Origin of the sequence: Flexivirga alba, assembly GCF_042661025.1 — a bacterium.
Taxonomy (GTDB): domain Bacteria; phylum Actinomycetota; class Actinomycetes; order Actinomycetales; family Dermatophilaceae; genus Flexivirga; species Flexivirga alba.
The window spans coordinates 4651214-4673508 of the sequence record NZ_JBHSWH010000001.1 but is presented as its reverse complement, the minus strand read 5'-3'; the positions used below and the strand labels follow the sequence as shown (position 1 = coordinate 4673508).

The 22295-nt window shown below is 68.0% G+C and carries 22 protein-coding genes; 15 read left to right on the top strand and 7 right to left on the bottom strand.

Going from position 1 to position 22295, the window contains the following annotated elements; genetic code table 11:
- The first annotated feature begins 12 nt into the window (after positions 1 to 12).
- From tsaB to tsaD, 4 genes are read left to right on the top strand one after another with little or no spacing between them, the layout of a single operon-like run.
- On the top strand, positions 13 to 402 hold the full coding sequence (gene tsaB / locus ACFQDH_RS23345) for a tRNA (adenosine(37)-N6)-threonylcarbamoyltransferase complex dimerization subunit type 1 TsaB (RefSeq protein ID WP_382404755.1): 390 nt from the start codon (positions 13 to 15) through the stop codon (positions 400 to 402).
- Entirely contained in the window at positions 399 to 686 is a 288-nt protein-coding gene (locus tag ACFQDH_RS23340) for a hypothetical protein (RefSeq protein ID WP_382404754.1), read from the top strand. Before tsaB ends, ACFQDH_RS23340 begins: the two co-directional genes overlap by 4 nt.
- Positions 683 to 1147 carry a ribosomal protein S18-alanine N-acetyltransferase gene (gene rimI, locus ACFQDH_RS23335; RefSeq protein ID WP_382404753.1) on the top strand — a complete coding sequence of 155 codons (465 nt, stop codon included), beginning with the start codon at positions 683 to 685 and terminating at the stop codon, positions 1145 to 1147. Before ACFQDH_RS23340 ends, rimI begins: the two co-directional genes overlap by 4 nt.
- Positions 1140 to 2186: a tRNA (adenosine(37)-N6)-threonylcarbamoyltransferase complex transferase subunit TsaD gene (gene tsaD / locus ACFQDH_RS23330; protein WP_382404751.1), complete on the top strand. Its 1047-nt coding sequence runs from the start codon at positions 1140 to 1142 to the stop codon at positions 2184 to 2186. The genes rimI and tsaD overlap by 8 nt, the downstream gene beginning before the upstream one ends.
- Positions 2187 to 2325: 139 nt before the next feature.
- On the opposite strand, the gene ACFQDH_RS23325 is transcribed toward tsaD, so the two are convergent.
- The gene (locus ACFQDH_RS23325; RefSeq protein WP_382404750.1) at positions 2326 to 3363 is read right to left on the bottom strand and encodes a glycoside hydrolase family 3 N-terminal domain-containing protein; all 1038 of its coding nucleotides are present in this window, start codon (positions 3361 to 3363) and stop codon (positions 2326 to 2328) included.
- A gap of 43 nt (positions 3364 to 3406) precedes the next feature.
- Between ACFQDH_RS23325 and ACFQDH_RS23320 the strand changes: the two genes are divergently transcribed.
- On the top strand, positions 3407 to 3628 hold the full coding sequence (locus ACFQDH_RS23320) for a hypothetical protein (RefSeq protein ID WP_382404749.1): 222 nt from the start codon (positions 3407 to 3409) through the stop codon (positions 3626 to 3628).
- 1 nt (position 3629) lies between these two features.
- On the opposite strand, the gene ACFQDH_RS23315 is transcribed toward ACFQDH_RS23320, so the two are convergent.
- Entirely contained in the window at positions 3630 to 4856 is a 1227-nt protein-coding gene (locus tag ACFQDH_RS23315; RefSeq protein WP_382404748.1) for a class I SAM-dependent methyltransferase, read from the bottom strand.
- Positions 4857 to 4918: 62 nt separating this feature from the next.
- Here ACFQDH_RS23315 and ACFQDH_RS23310 point away from each other — a divergent pair, with 62 nt between their 5' ends.
- The 6 genes from ACFQDH_RS23310 (at position 4919) to shbA (ending at position 11077) form a co-directional block, all read left to right on the top strand.
- Entirely contained in the window at positions 4919 to 6247 is a 1329-nt protein-coding gene (locus tag ACFQDH_RS23310) for a TrkH family potassium uptake protein (protein WP_382404746.1), read from the top strand.
- Positions 6237 to 6914, top strand: a complete 678-nt coding sequence (locus tag ACFQDH_RS23305) for a potassium channel family protein (protein ID WP_382404745.1) — start codon at positions 6237 to 6239, stop codon at positions 6912 to 6914. Before ACFQDH_RS23310 ends, ACFQDH_RS23305 begins: the two co-directional genes overlap by 11 nt.
- Before the next feature lie 100 nt (positions 6915 to 7014).
- Positions 7015 to 7998, top strand: a complete 984-nt coding sequence (locus ACFQDH_RS23300) for a ribose-phosphate diphosphokinase (protein ID WP_382404744.1) — start codon at positions 7015 to 7017, stop codon at positions 7996 to 7998.
- Between the two features lie 207 nt (positions 7999 to 8205).
- The gene (gene groES / locus ACFQDH_RS23295) at positions 8206 to 8502 is read left to right on the top strand and encodes a co-chaperone GroES (protein WP_188839111.1); all 297 of its coding nucleotides are present in this window, start codon (positions 8206 to 8208) and stop codon (positions 8500 to 8502) included.
- Positions 8503 to 8598: 96 nt separating this feature from the next.
- Complete coding sequence (groL, locus tag ACFQDH_RS23290) at positions 8599 to 10206, top strand: chaperonin GroEL (protein ID WP_382404743.1); 1608 nt, start codon at positions 8599 to 8601, stop codon at positions 10204 to 10206.
- A gap of 292 nt (positions 10207 to 10498) precedes the next feature.
- Positions 10499 to 11077, top strand: a complete 579-nt coding sequence (gene shbA, locus ACFQDH_RS23285; protein WP_382404742.1) for an RNA polymerase sigma factor ShbA — start codon at positions 10499 to 10501, stop codon at positions 11075 to 11077.
- Positions 11078 to 11228: 151 nt separating this feature from the next.
- Here shbA and ACFQDH_RS23280 read toward each other — a convergent pair whose 3' ends face one another.
- Both ACFQDH_RS23280 and ACFQDH_RS23275 read right to left on the bottom strand, forming a co-directional pair.
- On the bottom strand, positions 11229 to 11486 hold the full coding sequence (locus tag ACFQDH_RS23280) for a hypothetical protein (protein ID WP_382404741.1): 258 nt from the start codon (positions 11484 to 11486) through the stop codon (positions 11229 to 11231).
- 207 nt (positions 11487 to 11693) lie between these two features.
- Positions 11694 to 11918, bottom strand: a complete 225-nt coding sequence (locus ACFQDH_RS23275) for a hypothetical protein (RefSeq protein ID WP_382404740.1) — start codon at positions 11916 to 11918, stop codon at positions 11694 to 11696.
- Positions 11919 to 11967: 49 nt separating this feature from the next.
- Here ACFQDH_RS23275 and guaB point away from each other — a divergent pair, with 49 nt between their 5' ends.
- Positions 11968 to 13515, top strand: a complete 1548-nt coding sequence (guaB, locus tag ACFQDH_RS23270) for an IMP dehydrogenase (RefSeq protein ID WP_382404739.1) — start codon at positions 11968 to 11970, stop codon at positions 13513 to 13515.
- Between the two features lie 18 nt (positions 13516 to 13533).
- Here the strand turns inward: guaB and ACFQDH_RS23265 are convergent, their stop codons facing one another.
- Both ACFQDH_RS23265 and ACFQDH_RS23260 read right to left on the bottom strand, forming a co-directional pair.
- The gene (locus ACFQDH_RS23265; protein ID WP_382404738.1) at positions 13534 to 14709 is read right to left on the bottom strand and encodes a N(5)-(carboxyethyl)ornithine synthase; all 1176 of its coding nucleotides are present in this window, start codon (positions 14707 to 14709) and stop codon (positions 13534 to 13536) included.
- A gap of 218 nt (positions 14710 to 14927) precedes the next feature.
- Positions 14928 to 16454, bottom strand: coding sequence for a fatty acyl-CoA synthetase (locus tag ACFQDH_RS23260; protein ID WP_382404737.1), 1527 nt, complete (start codon positions 16452 to 16454; stop codon positions 14928 to 14930).
- Between the two features lie 139 nt (positions 16455 to 16593).
- Between ACFQDH_RS23260 and ACFQDH_RS23255 the strand changes: the two genes are divergently transcribed.
- Together ACFQDH_RS23255 and ACFQDH_RS23250 are read left to right on the top strand one after the other, a co-directional pair.
- Positions 16594 to 17988, top strand: a complete 1395-nt coding sequence (locus ACFQDH_RS23255; protein WP_382404736.1) for an MFS transporter — start codon at positions 16594 to 16596, stop codon at positions 17986 to 17988.
- A 118-nt stretch (positions 17989 to 18106) separates the two neighbouring features.
- Positions 18107 to 19228: a GuaB3 family IMP dehydrogenase-related protein gene (locus ACFQDH_RS23250; RefSeq protein ID WP_382404735.1), complete on the top strand. Its 1122-nt coding sequence runs from the start codon at positions 18107 to 18109 to the stop codon at positions 19226 to 19228.
- On the opposite strand, the gene ACFQDH_RS23245 is transcribed toward ACFQDH_RS23250, so the two are convergent.
- A complete protein-coding gene (locus tag ACFQDH_RS23245) occupies positions 19216 to 20595 on the bottom strand; it encodes a GH1 family beta-glucosidase (RefSeq protein WP_382404734.1) in 1380 nt (459 codons plus the stop codon). The genes ACFQDH_RS23250 and ACFQDH_RS23245 overlap by 13 nt on opposite strands.
- 83 nt (positions 20596 to 20678) lie before the next feature.
- On the opposite strand from ACFQDH_RS23245, the gene ACFQDH_RS23240 reads away from it, so the two are divergent.
- Positions 20679 to 22277: a succinic semialdehyde dehydrogenase gene (locus ACFQDH_RS23240; RefSeq protein WP_382404733.1), complete on the top strand. Its 1599-nt coding sequence runs from the start codon at positions 20679 to 20681 to the stop codon at positions 22275 to 22277.
- Positions 22278 to 22295: the final 18 nt, after the last annotated feature.

The following is a 22295-nucleotide window of genomic DNA, read 5'->3' as shown; positions in this document are numbered from 1 at the left end:
TACCCTTGTCCGGTGCTACTGCTCGCTCTCGACACCGCCACTTCGGCCGTGACCGTTGCCCTCCATGACGGGGCGCAGGTGATCGCTGAGGAGTCACTGGTCGACTCGCGGCGTCACGCCGAGACCCTGACCCCGATGATCTCGTCGGTCGTCGCCGGGGCCGGCCGGTCGCCCGCCGATCTCACCGCCGTCGCGGTCGGCGTCGGCCCGGGTCCGTTCACCGGTCTGCGCGTCGGGCTGGCGACGGCAACGACGCTCGGCCTGGCGCTCGATCTCCCGGTGTATGGCGTCTGCAGCTTGGACGCGCTGGCGTATGCCGCGGCCGTTCGCGGAGCGCCGGCGGAGTTCGTGGTCGCCAGCGACGCCCGGCGCAAGAGGTCTACTGGGCCCGGTACCTCATGACCGGCGGGGTCGTCGAGCGTGTCTCGGGTATGCCGCAGGTCTGCCGCCCCGCCGATCTGCCGGACGAGGTCCGGGCCTTGCCCACTGCCGGCCGCGGTCCGCAGCTCTACCCCGAGTGCTTCCCGACGGCGTTGCAGCCGCTCGACGTGCCGGCGGGTGGGCTTGCGTCATACACCGTCCAGCAGCTGGCTGTCGGGGGCGAGCTGCTGCCCGTGCAGCCGCTCTACCTGCGCCAGCCGGATGCGAAACCGGCGACGGCTCAGAAGTCGGTACTGCCCCGATGACAGTGGCATTGCGCGAGATGGAGTGGCCGGACATCGAGCAGCTGAGCGCCCTCGACGAGCAGTTGTTCGAGCACGACGCCTGGTCGGCACGCTCCTGGTGGTCCGAGCTGGCCGGGCGCCCGCGTCGCCAGTACACGGTTGCGACCGATGTGGACCGCATCGTCGGGTATGCCGGGATCGACTGCGCCGGGAGCACTGCAGACGTCATGACCATCGCCGTCGCACCGGGCCAGCAGGGCCGTGGTCTCGGCCACACACTGCTCTACCGGCTGATGACACAGGCTCGCGAGAGCGGTGCCGAGGCGCTGTTGCTCGAGGTTCGTGCCGACAACGAGCGAGCCCGAAACCTTTATGCACGAGCAGGTTTCGAGCACATCCAGACTCGCCGCGGCTATTACCAGCCGGGCAACGTCGACGCGTACGTGATGCGCGCTCATCTCGTGGGAGAACACAATGTCTGAGCCCCTGATCCTCGGCGTCGAGAGCTCCTGCGACGAGACCGGCGTCGCCTTCGTGCGAGGCAACACCCTCTTGGCCGACGTGGTCGCCAGCAGCGTCGACCAGCACGCCCGCTTCGGGGGAGTCGTGCCGGAGGTCGCCAGCCGCGCGCACCTCGAGGCACTGCTGCCCACCATCAAGCGGTCCTGCGAAGAAGCCGGCCACAACCTGCGCGACGTCGACGCGATCGCGGTCACCTCCGGACCCGGGTTGGCCGGTGCCCTGATGGTCGGTGTCGCATCGGCGAAGGCCCTCGCGTGGGCCCTCGGCAAGCCGTTGTATGGCGTCAATCACCTCGCCGCGCACGTGTGCGCCGATGTGCTCGACCACGGGCCGCTGCCGGAACCCACTGCGGCACTGCTGGTTTCGGGTGGACACACCAACCTGCTGCTGGTCCGCGACATCGCCTCGGACATCGTCGAACTCGGCGGCACGATCGACGACGCCGCCGGTGAGGCCTTCGACAAGGTCGCTCGAGTGCTGGGACTGCCCTACCCCGGAGGACCGCACATCGAGGAGGCAGCTGCGACTGGTGACCCGGCCGCGATCCGCTTCCCGCGCGGGCTGACCTCGCGCAAGGACCTGGCGAAGCACCGGTTCGACTATTCGTTCTCCGGGCTGAAGACCGCCGTGGTGCGCTGGGTGCAGGAGCGCCAGGCGGCGGGGGAGCCGGTGCCGATCGCGGATGTTGCAGCGAGCTTCAACGAAGCGGTCGCCGACGTGCTGACCCGCAAGGCGATAGACGCCTGCGAGGAGTATGGCGTGGGAGACCTGCAGATCGGCGGAGGTGTCACGGCGAACAGCCGCTTGCGGGCCATGGCGCAGGAGCGTTGTGACGCTGCCGGGATCAGCCTGCGGGTGCCACGCGTGCGGCTGTGCACCGACAACGGCGCGATGGTCGCGGCGCTCGGATCACAGATGGTGCAGCGTGGCCTCGCGCCGAGTTCCCTTGACCTGCCGGCAGATTCGTCGATGCCGGTGAGTCAGACGAAAGCGTCCTGAATCCTGCCGCCGCACCCCTTCGTCGAGAGGCTCAGAAACGTATCGACAGGCTCACAAAAATCGGCGATATTGGGCGCTCGTTGTGAGCCTCTCGAGACCGATCTGAGCCTCTCGGCGAAATGGGGAGGTCGGTTCGGACTCAACAATGCAACAGGCCGAGGCGCTGCTTCAGGGCGAGGACCCGCTTCGTCGAGGCTTCGACCTGGCCGGCGAACTTCTTGTCCGACTTGGCGCGCGCGATGAGGGCGCCCGTCATCGTCGGTGCGTCGTCTGCGCGGCCGGTGAGCACGATGTCGCCGCCGGCAGCGACGAACCGAACCGCTCGCTGGCCGGTTGAAACACCTTGCACCGCAACGGCATTCATGTCGTCGGTGATGACGACGCCGTGCCAGCCGAGCTTGCCGCGGAGCAGATCAGTGATGATCCTGCTGGAGAATGTCGCGCGCTCGGCCGGATCGAGCTTGTCGTAACGCGCCGACGACATCATCACCGCGCCGGCGCCTGCCGTCATACCTGCGAGGAACGGCTTCAGGTAACTGTCCGTACGCGTGGTCTTGGTGTCGGTCGTCCCGGTCGTGGTCACGTCGGTGTTGCCGGTGATGCGGCCCAGGCCAGGGAAGTGCTTCACGGTCGCGCCGACGCCGGCGCTGTGCAGTCCGTGGACGATGTCGGTGACGGACGTCGCGACGGTTGCCGGGTCGTGGCCGTACTCCCGCGCGTACTTGCCGATCGGCGCGTTGCTCGCGCTCATCGACGCCGGCACCGTGTCGGCGACCGGCGCGAGATTCAGGTTGACGCCTGCGGCCTTGAGCTGCCCGCCGATGAGCTTGCCGTAAGCGATGCGTTTCGCCGCCGTCATCCGCCCCTGCTGCAACGCGGAGACGAGAGGAGTGAACCCAGGCCCCTTCAACTGCTGCACCGAGCCGCCCTCCTGGTCGGCCGCGATCAGGAGCGGAACTCCACCGGTCGCAGACGAACTGGCCTGGGACTGCAGATGTTTCGACGTGGATCGGATGCGAGAAGACCCGGTCCAGCCGCCGAGATAGATGACGTTGCCGACGTGCTGGCGCGCGATCTGGGCGTCGTCCGCCGAAGCGGCGGAGGTGCCGTCCAAGCCGATCATCAGCAGCTGGCCGACGCGTTGCGCGGGGGACAAGCGGTCGTAGACCCGTTGCACACAACTGCTCGACGGGGATGGCGCGACCGAGGTGGTGTGACTCTTGGTCGGTGTCGCCGTCGAGGAGGACGATCGCGGCGTCGTGGAGGCGGAGGTGCTGCTCGCCATACGAGAGGAAGACGGTGCAGAAGCCGGGGTCGACGACGTCGTGCTGGAGCCCTGTGTGCTCCCACCGGAGGAGCACCCGGCGAGGACGAATCCCGCGGCGGCGCAAGCGCTCACGGCGCGCACGAACGGACGTGAAGCAGGCACGGCTAGACGGTAACTCACCGAACGGGCATCAGCATGAGCACCGCTTGGGCGCCGTTCACGCGTGTCACCAGGATCGTCGCGTCGTTGTCGCCGCGCGGGCGCAACTGGCGCCGCAACTGGGCGGGGTCCACCGACGCGCCCTTCTTCTTGATCGTCAGGTGACCGATCCGATGATCACGCACCCACGACCGCAATGCCTTGATGTTGAAGGGGATCGCGTCCGTGACGGCATACTTCTTCGCCCACGGGACGATGACGTCACGCGGCGAGGTGACGATGCCGACCCCGGTGTCGAGCTCGGCTCCGTCGACCCGACGGACCAACGCTCCACTGAGACCGGCCCGGATCACGGCACGGTCGGCCTCGTAGAGATAACCGTGCAAGCGATCGAGCCGAGCCGGCTCGGGGTTGGCGCCCTCCGCGTCCCGCTCGAGCACCTCGTGCGCGAACTGGCCGCTGATGACGACGGCAGATCGTCCCGGGTCCCACGCCGCGTCGTTCCACCACAGCACGCACTCCACGACCTCGCCGTCGTATGACGTCCACTGCGCCTGCGTCCCGGGCGGGATCTGTGCGTGCGCGAAGGAGGGCGAGAGCTTCACGCCGGCCGCCGCCGCGCCGGCGCACAGCTCGCGGACGAGGTCCCAGGACGGGGCGAGCTGGTCCAGCCGGAAGGTGCGTCGAGTCCGGCCCTGTATGTCGCTGACGCCGGGAGTCCGTCGCGCCGGGTCCATCCAGACCGCGACGTCGCGCGCGCCGAGACCGGTGGGGACCGAGACGTTCTCGGCAAGGTCGTGGACGGCAGTGGCATGCGGCCACGACCGGAGATTGAAGTCCGCGACGGCGGAGGTCACTTCGTCGGCGTCCACCGCCGCGACCCGCAGGCCGACCTCGGCGAACGCGCGGGCATCGGCGCCGACCCCGCAACCCAGGTCGAAGACACGCCGCGACCCGGAGTCACTGAGCCGCCGTGCGTGCAGCCGGCCGACCTGCTGACGAGTGGCCTGCTCCAGCCCGTCGACGGTGAAGAGCATGCTCCGCGCGGCCTCGCCGAACTTGCGCTCGCCCCGCGCTCGCAGCCGCGACTGGGTCAGCGCCGCGGCGACCAGGTCGGGGTCGAAGCCTTCCGTCCGCAGTCGGTCGGCCAGGCTGAACGCCGCTGCCTCGTCATACGGGGGCAGGGACGCGAGGAGGGCGGCGCCCTCGCCGCTGAGCAGCCTGGCCAGTAGAGCGGGCGTCACGGAGCATCACCCCGACACGGCGGGGCACCCAGAACACCTTCCATACGGTTAAGTGTTGCAGCATGAGGCGAACCCGATTCGGTCCGGCGCGGACCATCGTCGTGTTCTACGCAATCACCGTCACACTCGGCACCTTGTTGCTGGCATTGCCGTTCACCACCACCGGCGACGGCCGAGCCCACTTCAGCACCGCGCTCTTCACCGCAGCCAGCGCCACCTGCATCACCGGTATGTCGCCGGTCGATGTGGCGACCTATTGGAACCCGTTCGGCCAGGCCGTGATCCTGCTCCTGGTGCAGGCCGGCGGGCTCGGGATCGTCACGCTCTCGGTCCGGCTGCTGCAGCTGGTGCATGGCCGGATGGGCATCGGGGGCACCCTCGCCGCGCAGGCCGACGCCCACACCGACACACCCGCACACGCGCGCTCGATGATCCGGGTGATCGTCCGTTTCTACCTCGCGCTCGAAGCATTTCTCGCGGTGCTGATGGCCCTCCGCCTGCATTTCGCGTATGGCGAGGGCGTTGGCCGGGCCGCGTGGGACGGCCTCTTCCACGCGGTCTCGGCGGTGAACAACGCGGGTTTCACCCTTTACTCCGACGGCGCAGCAAAGTTCGCCCACGACCCGTGGGTCCTGGCCATGTTGTGCGGTGGTGTCTTCATCGGGGGACTCGGCTACCCGGTGTGGTTCGAGCTGCAGCGCCGCAGACGGCCGCATCAGTGGACGATGCACACGCGGCTGACGGTCGGCGGATCACTCGTCTTGTTCGTGGTCGGCCTCGTCACGTTCATCGCGTTCGAATGGCGCAACCCCGGGACGCTCGCGCACCTGGATTTCACGGACAAGGTCTGGAACTCCATCGGCGGCGCAGTCTTCCCCCGCACGGCAGGGTTCGCCACGGTCGACTACACCGCGGTGCGGCCGGAGACGATGGCGGTCAACTACGTGCTGATGTTCATCGGCGGCGGCAGCGCCGGCACCTCGGGCGGCATCAAGGTGTCGACGTTCTTCCTGCTCGGAGCGGTGATCATCTCCGAGATCCGGGGCGAGCCGCAGGCTCGGGTCGGCCGTCGCGCCATACCCGTCGCGGTGCAGCGCCAGGCACTGACCGTCGCCCTGCTCGGGGTCGGCATCGTGATGATCGGCATGATCGCCATCCTGACGATCAGTGAACAGCCGATGCAGCTGGTGCTTTTCGAGACGATCTCGGCGTTCTCGACGACCGGGCTGTCCGCCAACCTGACCGGTCAGTTGCCGGAGGGAGCGCAGTTCGTGCTGATCGCGTTGATGTTCATCGGCCGAGTCGGCACGATGACTGTCGGCAGCGCATTGGCGATGCGGCGCAGTAAGCGCCGTTACCAACTACCGGAGGAGTTCCCCATTGTCGGCTAAACGACGCGGAACGCTGGACCCGCACAGCGTCCTGGTGATCGGCCTGGGCAGGTTCGGCACGGCGGTCGCGGCCACCCTCACCGAGCAGGACTGGGACGTCCAGGCGGTCGATCAATCGCTGGAACTCGTGCAGAAGTGGTCCGACCAGTTCACCCATGTCGTGCAGGCCGACAGCTCGGACGTCGAGGCACTGCGACAGATCGGCGCGGGTGACTTCGAGCGCGCCGTCGTGGCCATCGGGTCCAACCTCGAGGCGAGCATCCTCACCACGGCCAATCTCGCCGACCTCGGTGTCCCGAGCATCTGGGCGAAGGCGATGACCAAGCAGCACGCCCGCATCCTGCAACGCATCGGCGCCCATCATGTGGTGCTGCCGGAGCGGGAGATGGGCGCTCGCATCGGGCGTCTGCTGGTCGGTTCGCTCGCCGACTACTACGAGGTGGAGGACGGCTTCGGCATCGGGCGTATGTCGTGCTCCGAAAAGTTCGCCGACAAGACGCTCGCCGAGCTCAACCTGCGCGGAAAGTATGGCGTGACGGTCGTGGCGGTGAAGCATCCCGGTGGTGCCTTCGAGGACGCCCGATCGGAGACGGTCATCGGCAGAGGGGACCAACTGGTGATCACCGGCTCCACCGACCGACTCCAGCAGTTCTCCGGCCGCGCGTAGCGTCATACAGCCGACATCCGGAACGCGAGGAGTCAAGCCGCAAAAGTTCAGTAGAGTCGTTACGCAATCCGAATCCCACCGCTGGAAGGGTTTGCCGCCTGTGCGCGAGATCGTCGTTTTCTCCGGATCAGCCCACCCCGCCCTCGCCGACAGCATCTGCACGCATCTCGGGGTGCCGCGCTCGTATGTCGACATGACCCGCTTCAGCAACGACTGCCTGCAGGCGCAGTTGCTGGCCAACTGCCGCCAGCGTGACGTCTATCTCGTGCAGCCGCTGGTGCCGCCCACCCAGGATCACCTGATGGAGCTGCTGCTGATGATCGATGCGGCGCGCGGCGCGTCGGCGGAGCGCATCACCGCGGTGATTCCCTATTACGCCTACGCCCGCTCGGACAAGAAGGATGCCTCCCGGATCTCGCTCGGCGGCCGCTTGGTGGCGGACCTGCTCGCGGCAGCCGGCGTTCACCGGGTGATCACCATGGCGTTGCACGCGCCACAGGTCCACGGCTTCTTCTCCACGCCCGTCGACCACCTGACCGCGATCGGTGAGCTGGCTGAATACTTCCGCTCCCGCGACAACCTCGCCGACTCGGTGATCGTCTCGCCGGACTTCGGCAACGCCAAGACCGCACAGCAGTTCGCCCGCCTGCTCGGGTTGCCCGTCGCGGCCGGTTCCAAGAAGCGGATCTCCGACGACAAGGTCATCATCGACACCATCGTGGGTGACGTCGACGGCAAGCGCGCGATCGTGCTGGACGACGAGATCTCCACGGGGGGATCGGTCGTCGAGCTGTTGGACCGATTGGCCGAGCGCGGTTGTACGTCGGCCGACATCGCCTGCACGCACGGACTCTTCGTCGGACCCGCTGTGCAGCGGCTGTCCGGGCACCCGCTCATCCGCGAGATCGTCACCACAGACACCGTGCCGACTCCCGCGAACTGGCCCCAGTTGCAGGTACGTTCGGTCGCCGCCCTCTTCGCGGAAGCGATCGCACGCATCCACGCAGGCGAGTCGGTGAGCAGCCTCTTCGACGGTGTCGACCCCTCCCACGCGCCACCGGCGACCAAGCTGCCCTTCGGCTGACGAAATGTGTGGGCCCGGTTTTGGCACTCGAGTTGCAAGAGTGCTAACGAGCGCCTAGATTCAGTGCTGGCACTCTTCCTGGGACAGTGCCAACCGCATTTCGTGGTCGACCCCCGCGACGGCGCTCACGACATACACCGGTTGGCAGCTGACCAGGGTTCGCATTCGCGCCCGAGATTTCGGGCCTCTCAACAGGAAGGTCACACCGTGTCGGTGAACATCAAGCCGCTCGAAGACCGCATCGTCGTCAAGTCCGTCGAGGCCGAGCAGACCACCGCCTCCGGCCTGGTCATCCCGGACACCGCCAAGGAGAAGCCCCAGGAGGGCGAAGTCCTGGCGATCGGCCCCGGCCGCATCGACGACAACGGCCAGCGCGTCCCGCTCGACGTCGCAGTCGGCGACCGCGTCATCTACTCCAAGTACGGCGGCACCGAGGTGAAGTACTCCGGCGAGGAGCTGCTCATCCTCTCGGCCCGCGACGTGCTCGCAGTCGTCACCAAGTAGGACCCCCACGCAGCATGCGTATGACGTTGCCCTAGCCCGCCAGAAGGTAGGGCTGGGGCATCGTCATACGTGCGACCGACATACGAAAGGCCAACAATGGCAAAGGAACTGGAGTTCAACGACTCCGCACGCAAGGCGCTTGAGCGGGGCGTCGACGCCCTCGCCAACGCCGTCAAGGTGACGCTCGGCCCCAAGGGCCGCAACGTCGTCATCGACAAGAAGTGGGGCGCCCCGACCATCACGAACGACGGTGTCACCATCGCTCGTGAGATCGAGCTCGAGGACTCCTACGAGAACCTCGGCGCCCAGCTCGCGAAAGAGGTCGCCACCAAGACCAACGACGTTGCCGGTGACGGCACGACGACGGCGACCGTGCTGGCCCAGGCGATGGTCCACGAGGGCCTTCGCAACGTGGCCGCCGGCGCCGGGCCGGCCGCGCTCAAGCGGGGCATCGACCAGGCCGTGGACGCGATCAGCGAGCAGCTGCTCGCCGACGCCCGCGAGCTGGAGGGCAAGGAAGAGATCTCCCAGGTCGCCGCGCTGTCCGCGCAGGACCAGACGATCGGTGGCCTGATCGCCGAGGCGTTCGACAAGGTCGGCAAGGACGGCGTGATCACGGTCGAGGAGTCCTCGACCGCCGAGACCGCCCTGGAGTTCACCGAGGGTATGCAGTTCGACAAGGGCTACATCTCCCCGTACTTCGTCACCGACACCGAGCGGATGGAAGCCGTCGTCGAGGACGCCTACATCCTGATCAACCAGGGCAAGATTTCGGCCATCGCCGACGTTCTGCCGCTGCTTGAGAAGGTCGTGCAGGCCGGCAAGCCGCTGCTGATCATCGCCGAAGACATCGACGGTGAGGCGCTCTCCACCCTGGTGGTCAACAAGATCCGTGGCACGTTCAACGTCGTCGCGGTCAAGGCCCCCGGCTTCGGCGACCGCCGCAAGGCCATGCTGCAGGACATCGCGATCCTCACCGGTGGACAGGTCATCTCCGAAGAGGTCGGCCTCAAGCTCGACCAGGTCGACCTGGACATGCTGGGTCAGGCCCGCCGTGTCGTCGTCACCAAGGACACCGCGACGATCGTCGACGGTCACGGTGACGCCGAGACCGTCGGTGGACGCGTCAAGGAGCTCAAGGCCGAGATCGAGCGCACTGACTCCGACTGGGACCGCGAGAAGCTGCAGGAGCGCCTGGCCAAGCTGGCCGGTGGCGTCTGCGTCATCCAGGTCGGTGCCCACACCGAGGTGGAGCTGAAGGAGAAGAAGCACCGCATCGAGGACGCCATCTCGGCGACCCGCGCGGCCATCGAGGAGGGCATCGTCGCCGGCGGTGGCTCGGCACTGGTGCACGCGTCGGCCGCCGTCGACAAGCTGGACCTCACGGGTGACGAGGCCACTGGTGCCGCGATCATCAAGAAGGCCAGCGTCGAACCGCTGCGCTGGATCGCCGAGAACGCCGGTCTCGAGGGCTACGTCGCCGTTGCCCGCGTGCAGGACGAGCCGGTGGGCAGCGGCCTCAACGCCGCCACCGGTGAGTACGGCGACCTGATCAAGCAGGGTGTCATCGACCCGGTCAAGGTCACCCGCTCCGCGCTGCGCAACGCCGCGTCGATCGCGTCGATGGTCCTGACCACCGACACGCTCGTCGTGGACAAGAAGGAAGAAGAGGAGCCCGCGGCCGGTCACGGCCACGGTCACTGACCTCTGACCCGGTAACGGGCGTATTACCCAAGGATGCCCGGACGAAGCCTGCGCTTCGTCCGGGCATCTGTGCGTTGTGCGATCGGATCGCAGTTGTCCACAGATATCCGACCGAGTAGGCGAGATCGGTGCCGACGACCTACTCTGAAGGGAGCGCCATACAGGCGAACGCAATTCGGTAGCCGGACGTTGGGACGACGTGAGCTCGGGGACTCCACGATCTAACGCCGGCCAGGAAGACCTGGCCGGGTCGTTCGACGCTGCCCCCGTAACGTTTTCGCTCCCTGCGCCGATGTCACCGTCGGACGCGCACACCCCTTTGCGCGCCTTGGCAGCGGCCGCGCAAGAGGGAGATGTGGCCGCCACCAATGAACTCATGGCGGCCGTTCACCAGTTGGCCGTGCGCTATGCGCGCGGCAAGTTGGGACGCTTCTCGGCCGCAGCCGATGCCGCGGCGGACGCGGCGCAGGAGGTGTGCGTGGCCGTTCTGACTGCCCTGCCGCGCTACACCGACCGCGGAGCGCCTTTCGAAGCCTTCGTTTACCGCATCGCTGCCAACAAGGTCGCCGACGTGCAGCGCGGCGTGATCCGGCGGCCGACGCCGACCGACGAGCTGCCCGAGACCGTGGACGAAACACCTGGTCCGGAGGAGTGCGCTGTTGCCGATGAGCAGTCGGCGCAGGTCTGGGCGCTGCTGGACCGGTTGCCGCCGCAGCACCGCGAGATCCTCACCCTGCGAGTCGCGGTCGGCCTGTCCGCCGAAGAGACCGCCGATGCCCTGGGGACGACTGCCGGCGCCATACGCGTTGCGCAGCACCGCGCGCTGACGCGACTGCGCGGATTTCTCGGCGACAAGCGAGCTGCACTGTGACACCCAGCATCGACGACATCCGCCGCGACGACGCGCTGCTCGACGAGCTTGGCGGTCGCAAGACGCCGCAGGGCAGTGATCCGGCCACGGACGCCCTCAGGTACTGGGTGCACGAGATCGACGCGCCCGACCGCCCTGCGGTTGCGGGCCGCTACGCCCGCGCCAAGCGCACCCCGGCACGCCTCGGCGTCGTGGCAGCCATCACGGTTGCCGCCTTGTCGATCTCGGGAGTCGCCGCGGCCGTTGGCGGGGTGCCCGGCATTTCGCGGGTCGCCGCGCAGATGGGCTTCGTGCATCGCAGCGCCGACTTCGGGTCCGGTGCCGGCGGACCGGTGAGCACCGAGGCCGGCTCGGTCCCGTCGACCACGAGTTCCAACACGTTCACCAGCAGCACCACCGACCCGCTCATCTCGACCACCGGGTCGTCGTCAGCGACCAGTGGGCCGACGACAGGTGCCCCGCACCGGGTGTTACCTGGGGCGTTGGTGCCAGCGACCCACTATCGGCCGGGCCACCGTGCGACGCCGTCCTGGAAGACCGCCTCGCCGGTGAGCTCGTCGCCCTCGTCGTCGTCGCCGCGGTCGACGGTGTCGTCCACACCGACGTCGCCCTCCGGTCATTCCTCAAGTCCGACATCGTCGAGTTCGGCGTCGTCCAGCAGCCCGTCCGCTACGTCGACGAAGCAGCCGCACCCGACGCACCCGCCGAAGCCGACGTCGACCGCCAGCGGCACGGCATCACCGTCAGCATCCAGCACGACGCCGCCGACACTGTCGTCCACGTCGACTCCGCCGAGCAGCACCGAGTCGAGCACGAGCTCCATCGATAGTTCGAGCGGCACTCCCTGACCTTCTGTTCGTCCTTTCAAAGTTGCCTTCTACACTTTGGAAATGGCTTTCGAGGAGTCGCCCACGCCCGCCCAATCTTCCGATCATTCCTTCGATGTCCCGGCCAAGTTCGGCCAGCTGGGTCTCACGTATGACGACGTGCTGCTGCTGCCCGGCGAAACGGACGTCATACCCAGTGAGGTCGACACCACCAGTCGGCTGACTCGCGAGATCAGCCTGCGCGTGCCGATGGTGTCCGCGGCCATGGACACCGTCACCGAATCCCGTATGGCGATCGCGATGGCCCGCCAGGGTGGGATCGGTGTGCTGCATCGCAACCTGTCCATCGCGGACCAGGCCGAGCAGGTCGACCTGGTCAAGCGGACCCAGACCGGCATCATCTCCAACCCGGTCACCATCGGACCGGATGCGACGCTGGAAGAGCTCGACGAGACGTGCGGTCGCTACCGCGTGTCCGGCCTCCCGGTCGTCGATGTCGACGACCACCTGATCGGCATCATCACCAACCGCGACCTGCGTTTCACCCCGGTCGCCGAGTGGGCGAGCACCAAGGTGTCCGAGGTCATGACGTCTGCGCCGCTGGTCACCGGGCCGCTCGGCATCAGCCGCGACGACGCGACCGCGCTGTTGCGCCAGCACAAGCGCGAGCGGCTGCCGCTGGTCGACGACGACGGCAAGTTGGCCGGCCTGATCACCGTCAAGGACTTCGTCAAGTCAGAGCAGTTCCCCGATGCGTCATACGACGGCGACGGCCGCCTGCTGGTTGCCGCCGCGATCGGTTACTTCGGTGACGCCTGGGAGCGCGCGACGACCCTGGTCGAGGCCGGCGTCGATGTGCTTGTCCCGGACGTGGCCAACGGCCACGCGCGGCTGATGCTGGACATGATCCGCAAGCTGAAGGCGGACCCCGCGACCCGCCACGTGCAGATCCTCGGCGGCAACGTCGCGACCCGCGAGGGTGCGGCCGCGCTGGTCGATGCGGGCGTTGACGGCGTCAAGGTCGGGGTCGGTCCGGGCTCGATCTGCACGACCCGGGTCGTCGCCGGGGTCGGCGTGCCGCAGGTGACCGCGATCTACGAAGCCTCCCTCGCGTGCAAGCCGGCCGGCGTCCCGGTCATCGGTGACGGCGGTCTGCAGTTCTCCGGCGACATCGCCAAAGCCCTTGTCGCCGGCGCAGATTCGGTGATGTTCGGATCGTTGCTGGCCGGCTGCGAGGAGTCGCCCGGAGACCTGATGCTGGTCGCAGGCAAGCAGTTCAAGACCTACCGCGGCATGGGCTCGCTCGGCGCGATGGCTTCTCGCGGCAAGAAGTCGTTCTCCAAGGACCGCTACTTCCAGGCCGACGTGGCCAGCGACGACGAGATCGTGCCCGAGGGCATCGAGGGCCGGGTGCCCTACCGCGGCCCGCTCGCCACCGTCCTGCACCAGCTCATCGGCGGCCTGCACCAGTCGATGTTCTACGTCGGCGCCAGCACCATCCCGCAGCTGCAGGACCGTGGTCGCTTCGTGCGCATCACCACGGCCGGGCTGAAGGAGTCGCACCCGCACGACGTCCAGGGCATCGTCGAGGCGCCCAACTACTCGCGCTGAGCGCGAGTCACGCGACGGTCAGCTCGCCGCCACCGCAGAGGGACGGACGGCGTATGGCGGTGTCTCCGATCGACCCTGGAACTGCAGGATCGCCGGGTTCACGATCCGGCCGTCCCGGATCTCGATCGCGCGACTGATGGTCTCGTCGTCGTCCCACGCAGCTTGCCCGGCCATCACGGTGTCGAGGAAGGGCAGCAACGCCTCGCTGTTCTCCCAGGTGGCCGATTGCCAGAGGTAGGACGGGCTGTGGTCGACCGCGTAGTAGCTCACGTGGTCGCCGACGGTGAACATCGGCTCGTCGAAGCCGGTGGGCCGCGCCCAGCTGAAGCCCATCCCTTCATCGCACGAGACGTCGACGATCAACGTGCCGCGCGTGAGTTGCGGCAGGTCCTCCTCCGTCAGATAGGTGAGTGGATGGTTCGGGTCCTGCAGCGTGCAGTTGACGATGATGTCGTGGCTGGCGAGAAATGGCGCCAGCGGCTTGCGTCCGCGGTCGGTGATGACGTGGCTGAGGTATGGCGCCTTCGGGTCGTGGTCGAACTGCATGATTTTCACCGAGTGGATCGGTGAACCCACTGCTGCCACACCGCGATTGGTGAGGACGTGGACGTCGTGGACGCCGTGCGCACTGAGCGCCGTGACCGCGCCACGGGCCGTCGCGCCGAAGCCGATGACCGCCGCCGTGAGCCGGCGTCCGTAGACACCGGTCGAACCGGTCAGCGCAAGCGCGTGCAGCACCGAGCTGTAGCCCGCGAGCTCGTTGTTGCCGTGGAAGACATGCACGCCCATGTAGCCGTCGACCGTCCAGTGGTTCATGGCCTCGAAGGCGATCAGCGTCAGTCTCTTGTCGATCGCGAGCTGGGTCATCTCGGCATCCTGGACACAGTGCGGCCAACCCCACAGCACGGCGCCGTCCCGCATGGCGGCAACGTCGGCGTGCTGTGGCTTGGGCAGCAGGAGCACGTCCGAGGTGGCGATCACCTCAGCGTGCGAGGCGAAGCCGGCGACCTGGCGGGAGAGCTCCTCATCGCTGAAGCCGAACCGCTCGCCATACCCGTGCTCAAGCACCATCCGGCTGCGGATCTCGGGTGCGATCCGGTCCAAGTGGGCTGGGTGCAGGGGCAGGCGGTGTTCGTTCTCCTTGGCGGACGTGCCGACGACGCCGAGCCTGGGCGTCGCGGGAACGGTCGTCACATGTCCTTCGAGAGCTTGTTCGTGTTGGTGGTCTTGGCGCGCTTGTCGGCGCGCTTCTCCTTGATGCTCTTGGAGGCCTTCTTGGACATCGTGTGTCTCGGCGATTTATCGCTCATGGTCACTCCCATTGTCGGAAGCCTCGATGGCTCCGTCTTCCCACGGTACGCCGTGTTGAGCCCATCCCTCGCCACTCGCCGTCTGGCCGCTCCGGCCGCGGCTCAGCCGGCGGCGTCGCGCAATTCGCGTTTGAGGATCTTGCCCGAGGCGTTGCGCGGCAGGTCGTCGACGAACTCGATGCGCTTGGGCACCTTGAACGGCGCCAGGGTGCCGCGAGCGTGGTCGATGAGTTGCTGCGCGGTGACCTCGTCCTTGGTGACGATGTATGCCGTCACCATCTCGATCCACTTCTCGTCCGGCACACCGACGACCGCGACCTCGGCGACTGCGGGGTGCGTGTAGAGGGCGTCCTCGATCTCGCGGGACGCGACGAGGACACCGCCGGTGTTGATGACGTCCTTGATCCGATCGACGACGAAGACGTAGCCCTGCTCGTCGCGTCGGACCAGGTCGCCGGAATGGAACCAGCCTCTGTCGAATGCGGCGGCCGACGCGTCCGGGTTGTCCCAGTAGCCGTCGCACAGCTGCGGCGAGCGGTAAACGATCTCGCCCTGCTCGCCCGCCCGGACGTCGTTCCCGTCGCCGTCGACGACGCGTGCTTCCACGAAGAGCACCGGGCGGCCGGCGCTGTCCGGTCGGTCTGCGTGTTCGGCAGGGCCGAGAACCGTTGCCAGTGGGCCGATCTCGGACTGTCCGAAGCAGTTGTAGAAGCCCAGGCCGGGCGAGCGTTCCTGGAGTCGGCGCAGCACCGGCACCGGCATGATCGATGCGCCGTAGTAGGCACGGCGAAGATCGCCGAGGCCGAGCTCGTCGAAGTCGGGGTGGTTGGCCAGCGCCACCCACAGTGTCGGCGCCGCGAAGAACGCGCGATGTCCGTCGGAGGACAGCCGTCGCAGGATGTCGTCGGGATTCGGGTGCTCGAGGATCGTGCTGGTGCTCCCCGCCATCAGGCCGGGCATGACGAAGACGTGCAGTTGCGCCGAGTGGTAGAGCGGCATCACGTGCAGCGTCTCGTCGTCCTCGGCGAAGTCGAGTGCGTGCAGGCAACTGACGTATTCGCTCACCAGGGCGCGATGACTCATGACGGCGCCCTTCGGGGCCGAGGTCGTGCCGGACGTGTAGAGCAGTTGGACGACCGTGTCGTCGCTCGAGCCCGAAAACACTTGCGGTGTAGCGGAATCGGCGGAACCGGCAACCGCGACCTGCTGCAGCGAATCTTCGCCGCGCAGTGCGACGACGGTCTCCGGGAGGTGCTCGACGCCGGTGAGGCGGTCTCGTAGGTCCGGGTCAACCAGCAGTGCCGAGCTGCCGGATTGCGAGAGGAGATAGTCCAGTTCGCGTGCCACCAGGTTGTAGTTGATCGGCACGTGCACCAGCCCGGCGCGGGAGCACGCGAGGAACGCGGCAACGTAGATGTCGGAGTTCTTGCCGTATGCCGCAATCCGCGAGCCGGGCTCCAGGCCGAGCCCTTGCAGGTGTGCCGCCAGCGCGTCGACGGCTCGGTCGAGCTCGGCATACGACCAGCTGCGGTCCTCGAACCGCAGCGCGGTGCGGTCGCCGAAACGACTGGCAGAGCGGCGGATCACGTCGTCGACGGTGTTGCTCCGAGAGCGTGCGAGGTCGTTCATGCGATCACTTCACCACAGAATCCGCCGACTGCGGCGGGGTTTGTCGTGAGTCGCCCGGCGGACCTTCGAGGCGCTGGGCTGGATCTGATGTTTGCGAGAAGTTGTGCTCAAGCCTGCTTGAGGTCCTAGCGTTTCGGGAGTGAACAACAGCCAGTGGACGCCGATCCGTCGGATGACGTTGATCGGTGTCGTGCTGCTGGAGGTGCTGGTCGCGTTCGAGCAGATCGCGGTGGCGACGGCGATGCCGACAGCCGCGCGGGAGCTGGACGGCCTGGCGATCTACCCGGTCGTTTTCGCGGTGCCACTTGCGACGGCCGTGCTGGCCATGGTCGTCGCGGGACCGTGGGCGGATTCCGTCGGACCACGCGTGGTGATCATGACCGGTGTCACCCTCTTCGTGACCGGGCTGTTGGTTGCCGGCTCGGCACAGTCGATGACGATGTTGATCGTCGGCCGCTCCGTGCAGAGCGTCGGTGGCGGCCTCGACAGTGTGGCGCTCTACGTGCTGATCGCCATGGCCTTTCCTGAGGCGCTGCGCCCGAAGATCTTCATGAGCATCTCGGCGGCGTGGGTGGCGCCGTCGCTCTTCGGTCCGCCGCTCGCGGGTTACCTCGCCACCAACGTCTCGTGGCGTTGGGTCTTCTGGATCGGGGCCACCCTCGCCATACCCGCTCTGGCGCTGCTGCTGCCGGCGATGCAACGCCTTCCGGCCAGGGTGGGCGACCGGGAGCCTTCGTCGCGGGTACGGCGCCGGCTGTTCGCGGCGGCCGGTGCCGCGCTGGGATCCGTGGCCCTGTCGATCGCGGCGGATCGCCCGGTCGTGCCCGCAGTGGTGCTCGCGATCACCGGCGTGGTGCTGCTCGTGCGATCCGTGCCGAGGTTGGTGCCGTCCGGGACGATCCGCGGCCGGCGCGGCATGCCGGCCGTCATCGCGACGAGGGCCGTGCTCGGTGCGGCATTCCTCGGGACGGACATCTACCTGCCCCTGATGCTCACCCGCCAGCACGGCATGGGTGCCACCGAAGCCGGTCTCGTGCTGACCGTGGGTGCGCTGTCATGGAGCCTGGGGGCGTGGGTGGCCGGTCGACGGACGACATTCGAGGACCAGCGGCGTCTGGCGCGAATCGGCCTGGTGTTGCTGACGATCGGGATCGGCGTCGCGCTGTCGGCTGCCTGGCCGGCCACCCCGTCCTGGATCCTGTATGGCGCCTGGCTCATCGGTGGCGGAGGTATCGGCCTGGCCTACTCACCGCTCACCGTCCTGCTGATGGGTATGTCGACACCCGAGGAGCAGGGACGCAATGCCTCGTCGCTGCAGACGGCAGAGATGCTGGCGACCTCCGTGCTACTGGCGGTGTCGGCGATCGTCTTCGGTGGCCTGACGCCGCACTCACACGTCGCGGCCTTCGTCAGCGGACTGGTGCTGGCCGTCCTGGCCGCGTTGCTCGGCGTCGTCGTCTCGCGGCGCTTGGCGCCCCCATCGGCCGGGCAACTGGGCAAGGTGTCACCGAGTGACGCAGTTGCCGCCGAGTGACGCACTTGCAGCTGCGTCCCTCGCTGTTTGCTGCGTCACTCGGTGTTCGACCGCCCCGGGAGCGTCATACCTCCGGCCTCGCATCCGGCGGACGCCGTCCGGCCGGTAGCCTGCTCGGGTGACTGAGATCGAAATCGGCCGAGGCAAGCGGGGCCGCCGCGCATACTCCTTCGACGACATCGCCATCGTGCCGTCGCGCCGTACGCGCGACCCGCAGGACGTGTCCGTCGGCTGGCAGATCGACGCCTACCACTTCGAGCTGCCGGTGGTCGCAGCGCCGATGGACTCGGTGATGAGTCCGGCGTCCGCGATCGAGCTGGGCAAGCTCGGTGGCCTGCCGGTGCTCGACCTCGAGGGCCTGTGGACCCGCTACGAGAGTCCCGAGCCGCTGCTGCGCGAGATCGCCCAGTTGGACCCCGCGCAGGCCATCTCCCGCATGCAGGAGATCTACCGCGCACCGATCCGGCCCGACCTGATCACCTTGCGGCTGAACGAGATTCGCGAAGCCGGTGTCACCACCGCCGGTGCGCTGTCCCCGCAACGGACCCAGGAGCACTGGAAGACCGTGGTTGACGCGGGCGTCGACCTGTTCGTCATACGGGGCACGACCGTGTCGGCCGAGCACGTCAGCGGCCGCGCCGAGCCGCTGAACCTCAAGCGCTTCATCTACGAGCTCGACGTGCCGGTGATCGTCGGCGGCGTCGCCACCTACACCGCCGCACTGCACCTGATGCGCACCGGCGCCGCCGGGGTGCTCGTCGGATTCGGCGGGGGAGCGGCCCACACTACCCGCCGTGCGCTCGGCATACACGTGCCGATGGCTACTGCCGTCGCCGACGTGGCGGCGGCCCGACGGGACTACATGGACGAGACCGGCGGCCGCTACGTGCACGTCATCGCCGACGGTGGCATGGGTCTGTCCGGCGACATCATCAAGGCATTCGCGTGCGGCGCCGATGCGGTCATGCTCGGAGCATCGCTGGCTCGGTCCACCGACGCCCCGGGCGGCGGCTTCCACTGGGGGAGCGAAGCGCACCACGAGGCGCTACCCCGCGGCGAGCGCGTCGAGGTCGGCACTGCTGGCACGCTCGAGCAGATCCTGACCGGTCCCGCGCAGACCGCGGATGGCACCACCAACCTGGTCGGTGCGCTGCGGCGGGCGATGGCGACCACCGGCTACTCCGAGCTCAAGGAGTTCCAGCGCGTCGAGACGCTCGTCGCGCCCTATCAGCGTTCCTGATCGGCTCTGCCCCGCAACTGCTCCTGGAGCCAGCGGTAGGAGTCCTTCGGGGTGCGTCGTTGCGTCGCGAAGTCGACGTGCACCAGGCCGAAGCGCTCGCCGTACCCCTCGGCCCACTCGAAGTTGTCCAGGATCGACCAGACGAAGTAGCCGCGCACGTCGACGCCGGCGTCGATCGCCTGTCGCACCGCCTCCAGGTGTGCCCCGAGGTAAGCCGTGCGCTCTGCGTCGTGAACGCTGCCGTCGGCGTCGACCACATCGGGGTATGAGCAACCGTTCTCGGTGATGTAGAGCGGCGGCAGGCGCTCGCCATACCGCTGCTGGAACGTCGTCAGGATCTCCCGCAGGCCGTCCGGCACGACCGACCAGCCGAAGCCGGTCGTTGGGAAGCCCCGTGGTTGCCCGACCTGGAATGGCATGCCCTCCGGCATCGCCCCGACCTCGTCGATTGCGTTGCCGGGCAACGGGTTTCCCGGCGCAGCGACCACCGCCGGCTGGTAGTAGTTGACGCCGAAGAAGTCCAGCGGGCTGCTGATGATCTTCAGGTCTTCCTCCACCGGACCTGGCATGAAGCCGTCGAATCCGTCGGGATAGGCGCCGGTCAGGATCGGGTCGGCGAAGATCCAGTTGTAGATCGTGTCGTAGAGCGCCGCGGCCTCCCGGTCCTCCGGGGCGTCGGACGCCGGCCAGGTGGGCGCGTGATTGGAGGCGATCCCGATGTTTGTCGCACCCGCGGACCGCAACGCCTGGACCGCCAGCCCGTGGCCGAGCAGCAGGTGATGGGCGATCGGCAGTGCGTCGAAGCCGAGCTGCAGGCCGGGGGCATGGATGCCGAGCGCGTGCCCGAGGAGGGTCACGACGACTGGCTCGTTGAGCGGCATCCACCGTGTCACCCGGTCGCCGAGGCGCTCGCCGACGAGCGTCGCGTAGTCGGCGAGCCGGCCGGCGGTCTCCCGGGACTGCCAGCCGCCGGCGTCCTGTAACGCCTGCGGCAGGTCCCAGTGGAAGAGCGTCGCGGCCGGCTCGATCCCCGCGGCCAGCAACTCATCGACGAGCCGGTCGTAGAAGTCGAGCCCGACCTGGTTCGCCGGCCCCTGCCCGCTGGGCTGGATGCGCGGCCAGGCGATCGAGAAGCGGTAGGCGTCCAGCCCGAGGTCCTTCATCAACGCGACGTCATCGACATACCGATGGAAGTGGTCGCAGGCCACCGCGCCGGTCGTGCCGTCCTTGATCCGGCCGGGTTCGGCGCAGAAGGTGTCCCACACCGAGGCGCCGCGGCCGTCCTCGTCCACCGCGCCCTCGATCTGGTATGACGCGGTGGCCGCGCCGAACGTGAATCCTGCTGGGAGGTCCGGGATTTCGGGCATCTGAGAAGCCTTTCGTGCGGGCCGGCGGAATGCGATGTGTTGCCGGAAGCCAACCGTGACCGGCATCACGTTACTCTTGAGTAATGACGGATCAGCTCCAGACCACGGCGGCCACGGAACTCACCGATGAGGTCGGTCAGCGACGGCCGAGTCCGGCGCCGCACACCATCGATCCGACGCTGCCAGCCCGGCTGGCCGGACGGGTTCGCGCCGGAGGCGACGCGGCGCAGTTCGACTGCTTCACGCCGTTCACCGGCGGCGTCATCGCGACGCTGCCGGTCTCGACCGTCACCGACGTCGAGCAGGCGTATGACGCAGCGCGGGGCGCCCAAACCGGTTGGGCAGTGCGCTCCGTGGCCGACCGCGCGAAGATCCTGCTGCGCTACCACGACCTGATCCTGAAGCACCAGGACGAGCTGCTCGACCTGATCCAGCTGGAGTCCGGCAAGGCCCGCAGGCACGCGTTCGAGGAGATCCTCGATGTCGCGGGAATCTGCCGGCACTACGCGCGCAAGGCACCGGATTACCTCAAGCCGCAGAAGCATTTGGGCGCCATACCCGTGCTGACGCAGTCCACCGAGTTGCACCAGCCGCGCGGCGTGATCGGCATCGTCGGCCCGTGGAACTACCCGCTGTCGATGTCCATCACCGATGCGTTGCCCGCACTCATCGCCGGCAACGCCGTGGTGCTGCGCCCCGACGAGAAGGCATCGCTGACCGCTCTGCGAGCTGTCGAGTTGCTCGACCAGGCCGGGCTCCCGAAGGACGTCCTACAGGTCGTGCTCGGCCCGGGCCAGACCATCGGCGAAGCGGTGCTCGACCGCGCCGATTACGTCATGTACACCGGCTCGACCGCCACCGGCCGCAAGGTCGCCCAGCGTGCGGCCGCCCGCCTGGTCGGCGCCTCCCTCGAGCTGGGTGGCAAGAACGCCCTGTATGTCGCCGACGACGCCAATCTGCGCAACGCCGCCGAGAGCGCGGTGCGGTCCTGCTTCTCCTCCGCGGGGCAGCTGTGCATCTCGATCGAGCGGCTCATCCTGCACGAGCGGATCGCCGACGACTTCCTGAAGTTGTTCCTGGCGCGGGTGCGCAAGCTGACGATCGGTGCCGATCTCGGCTGGGGTGTCGACATGGGTTCGCTGATCTCCCAGGCCCAGCTGGACCGCGTCACCCAGCACGTCGAGGACGCCCGGGCCAAGGGCGCGACCGTGCTCGCCGGCGGCCACGCGCGGCCCGAGTTCGGGCCTTACTTCTACGAGCCGACCGTGCTCGAGGGCGTCACGTCCGGCATGGACTGCCGGATGGGCGAGACGTTCGGCCCGGTCGTCGCGGTCTACCGCGTCAGCGGTGACGAGGAGGCGATCGCGCTCGCGAACGACACCAACTACGGACTCAACGGCTCGGTGTGGACCAAGGACACCCGGCGCGGCCGGCGCATCGCGGAGCGGATCCGCTGCGGCACGGTCAACGTCAACGAGGGCTACATCGCCGCCTGGGGGAGCAACGGCTCACCGATGGGTGGCATGGGGAGTCCGGTCTCGGCCGCCGTCACGGCGCCGAGGGCATCCTCAAATACACCGAGTCGCAGAACATCTCGGTGCAGCGCGGCACGCCTTTCAAGATCCCGCCGGGTGTCCCGGAGAAGGTGTGGGCGCGCTCAATGTCGACCGGCATGCGGGTGATGAAGGGCTTCCGCCTGT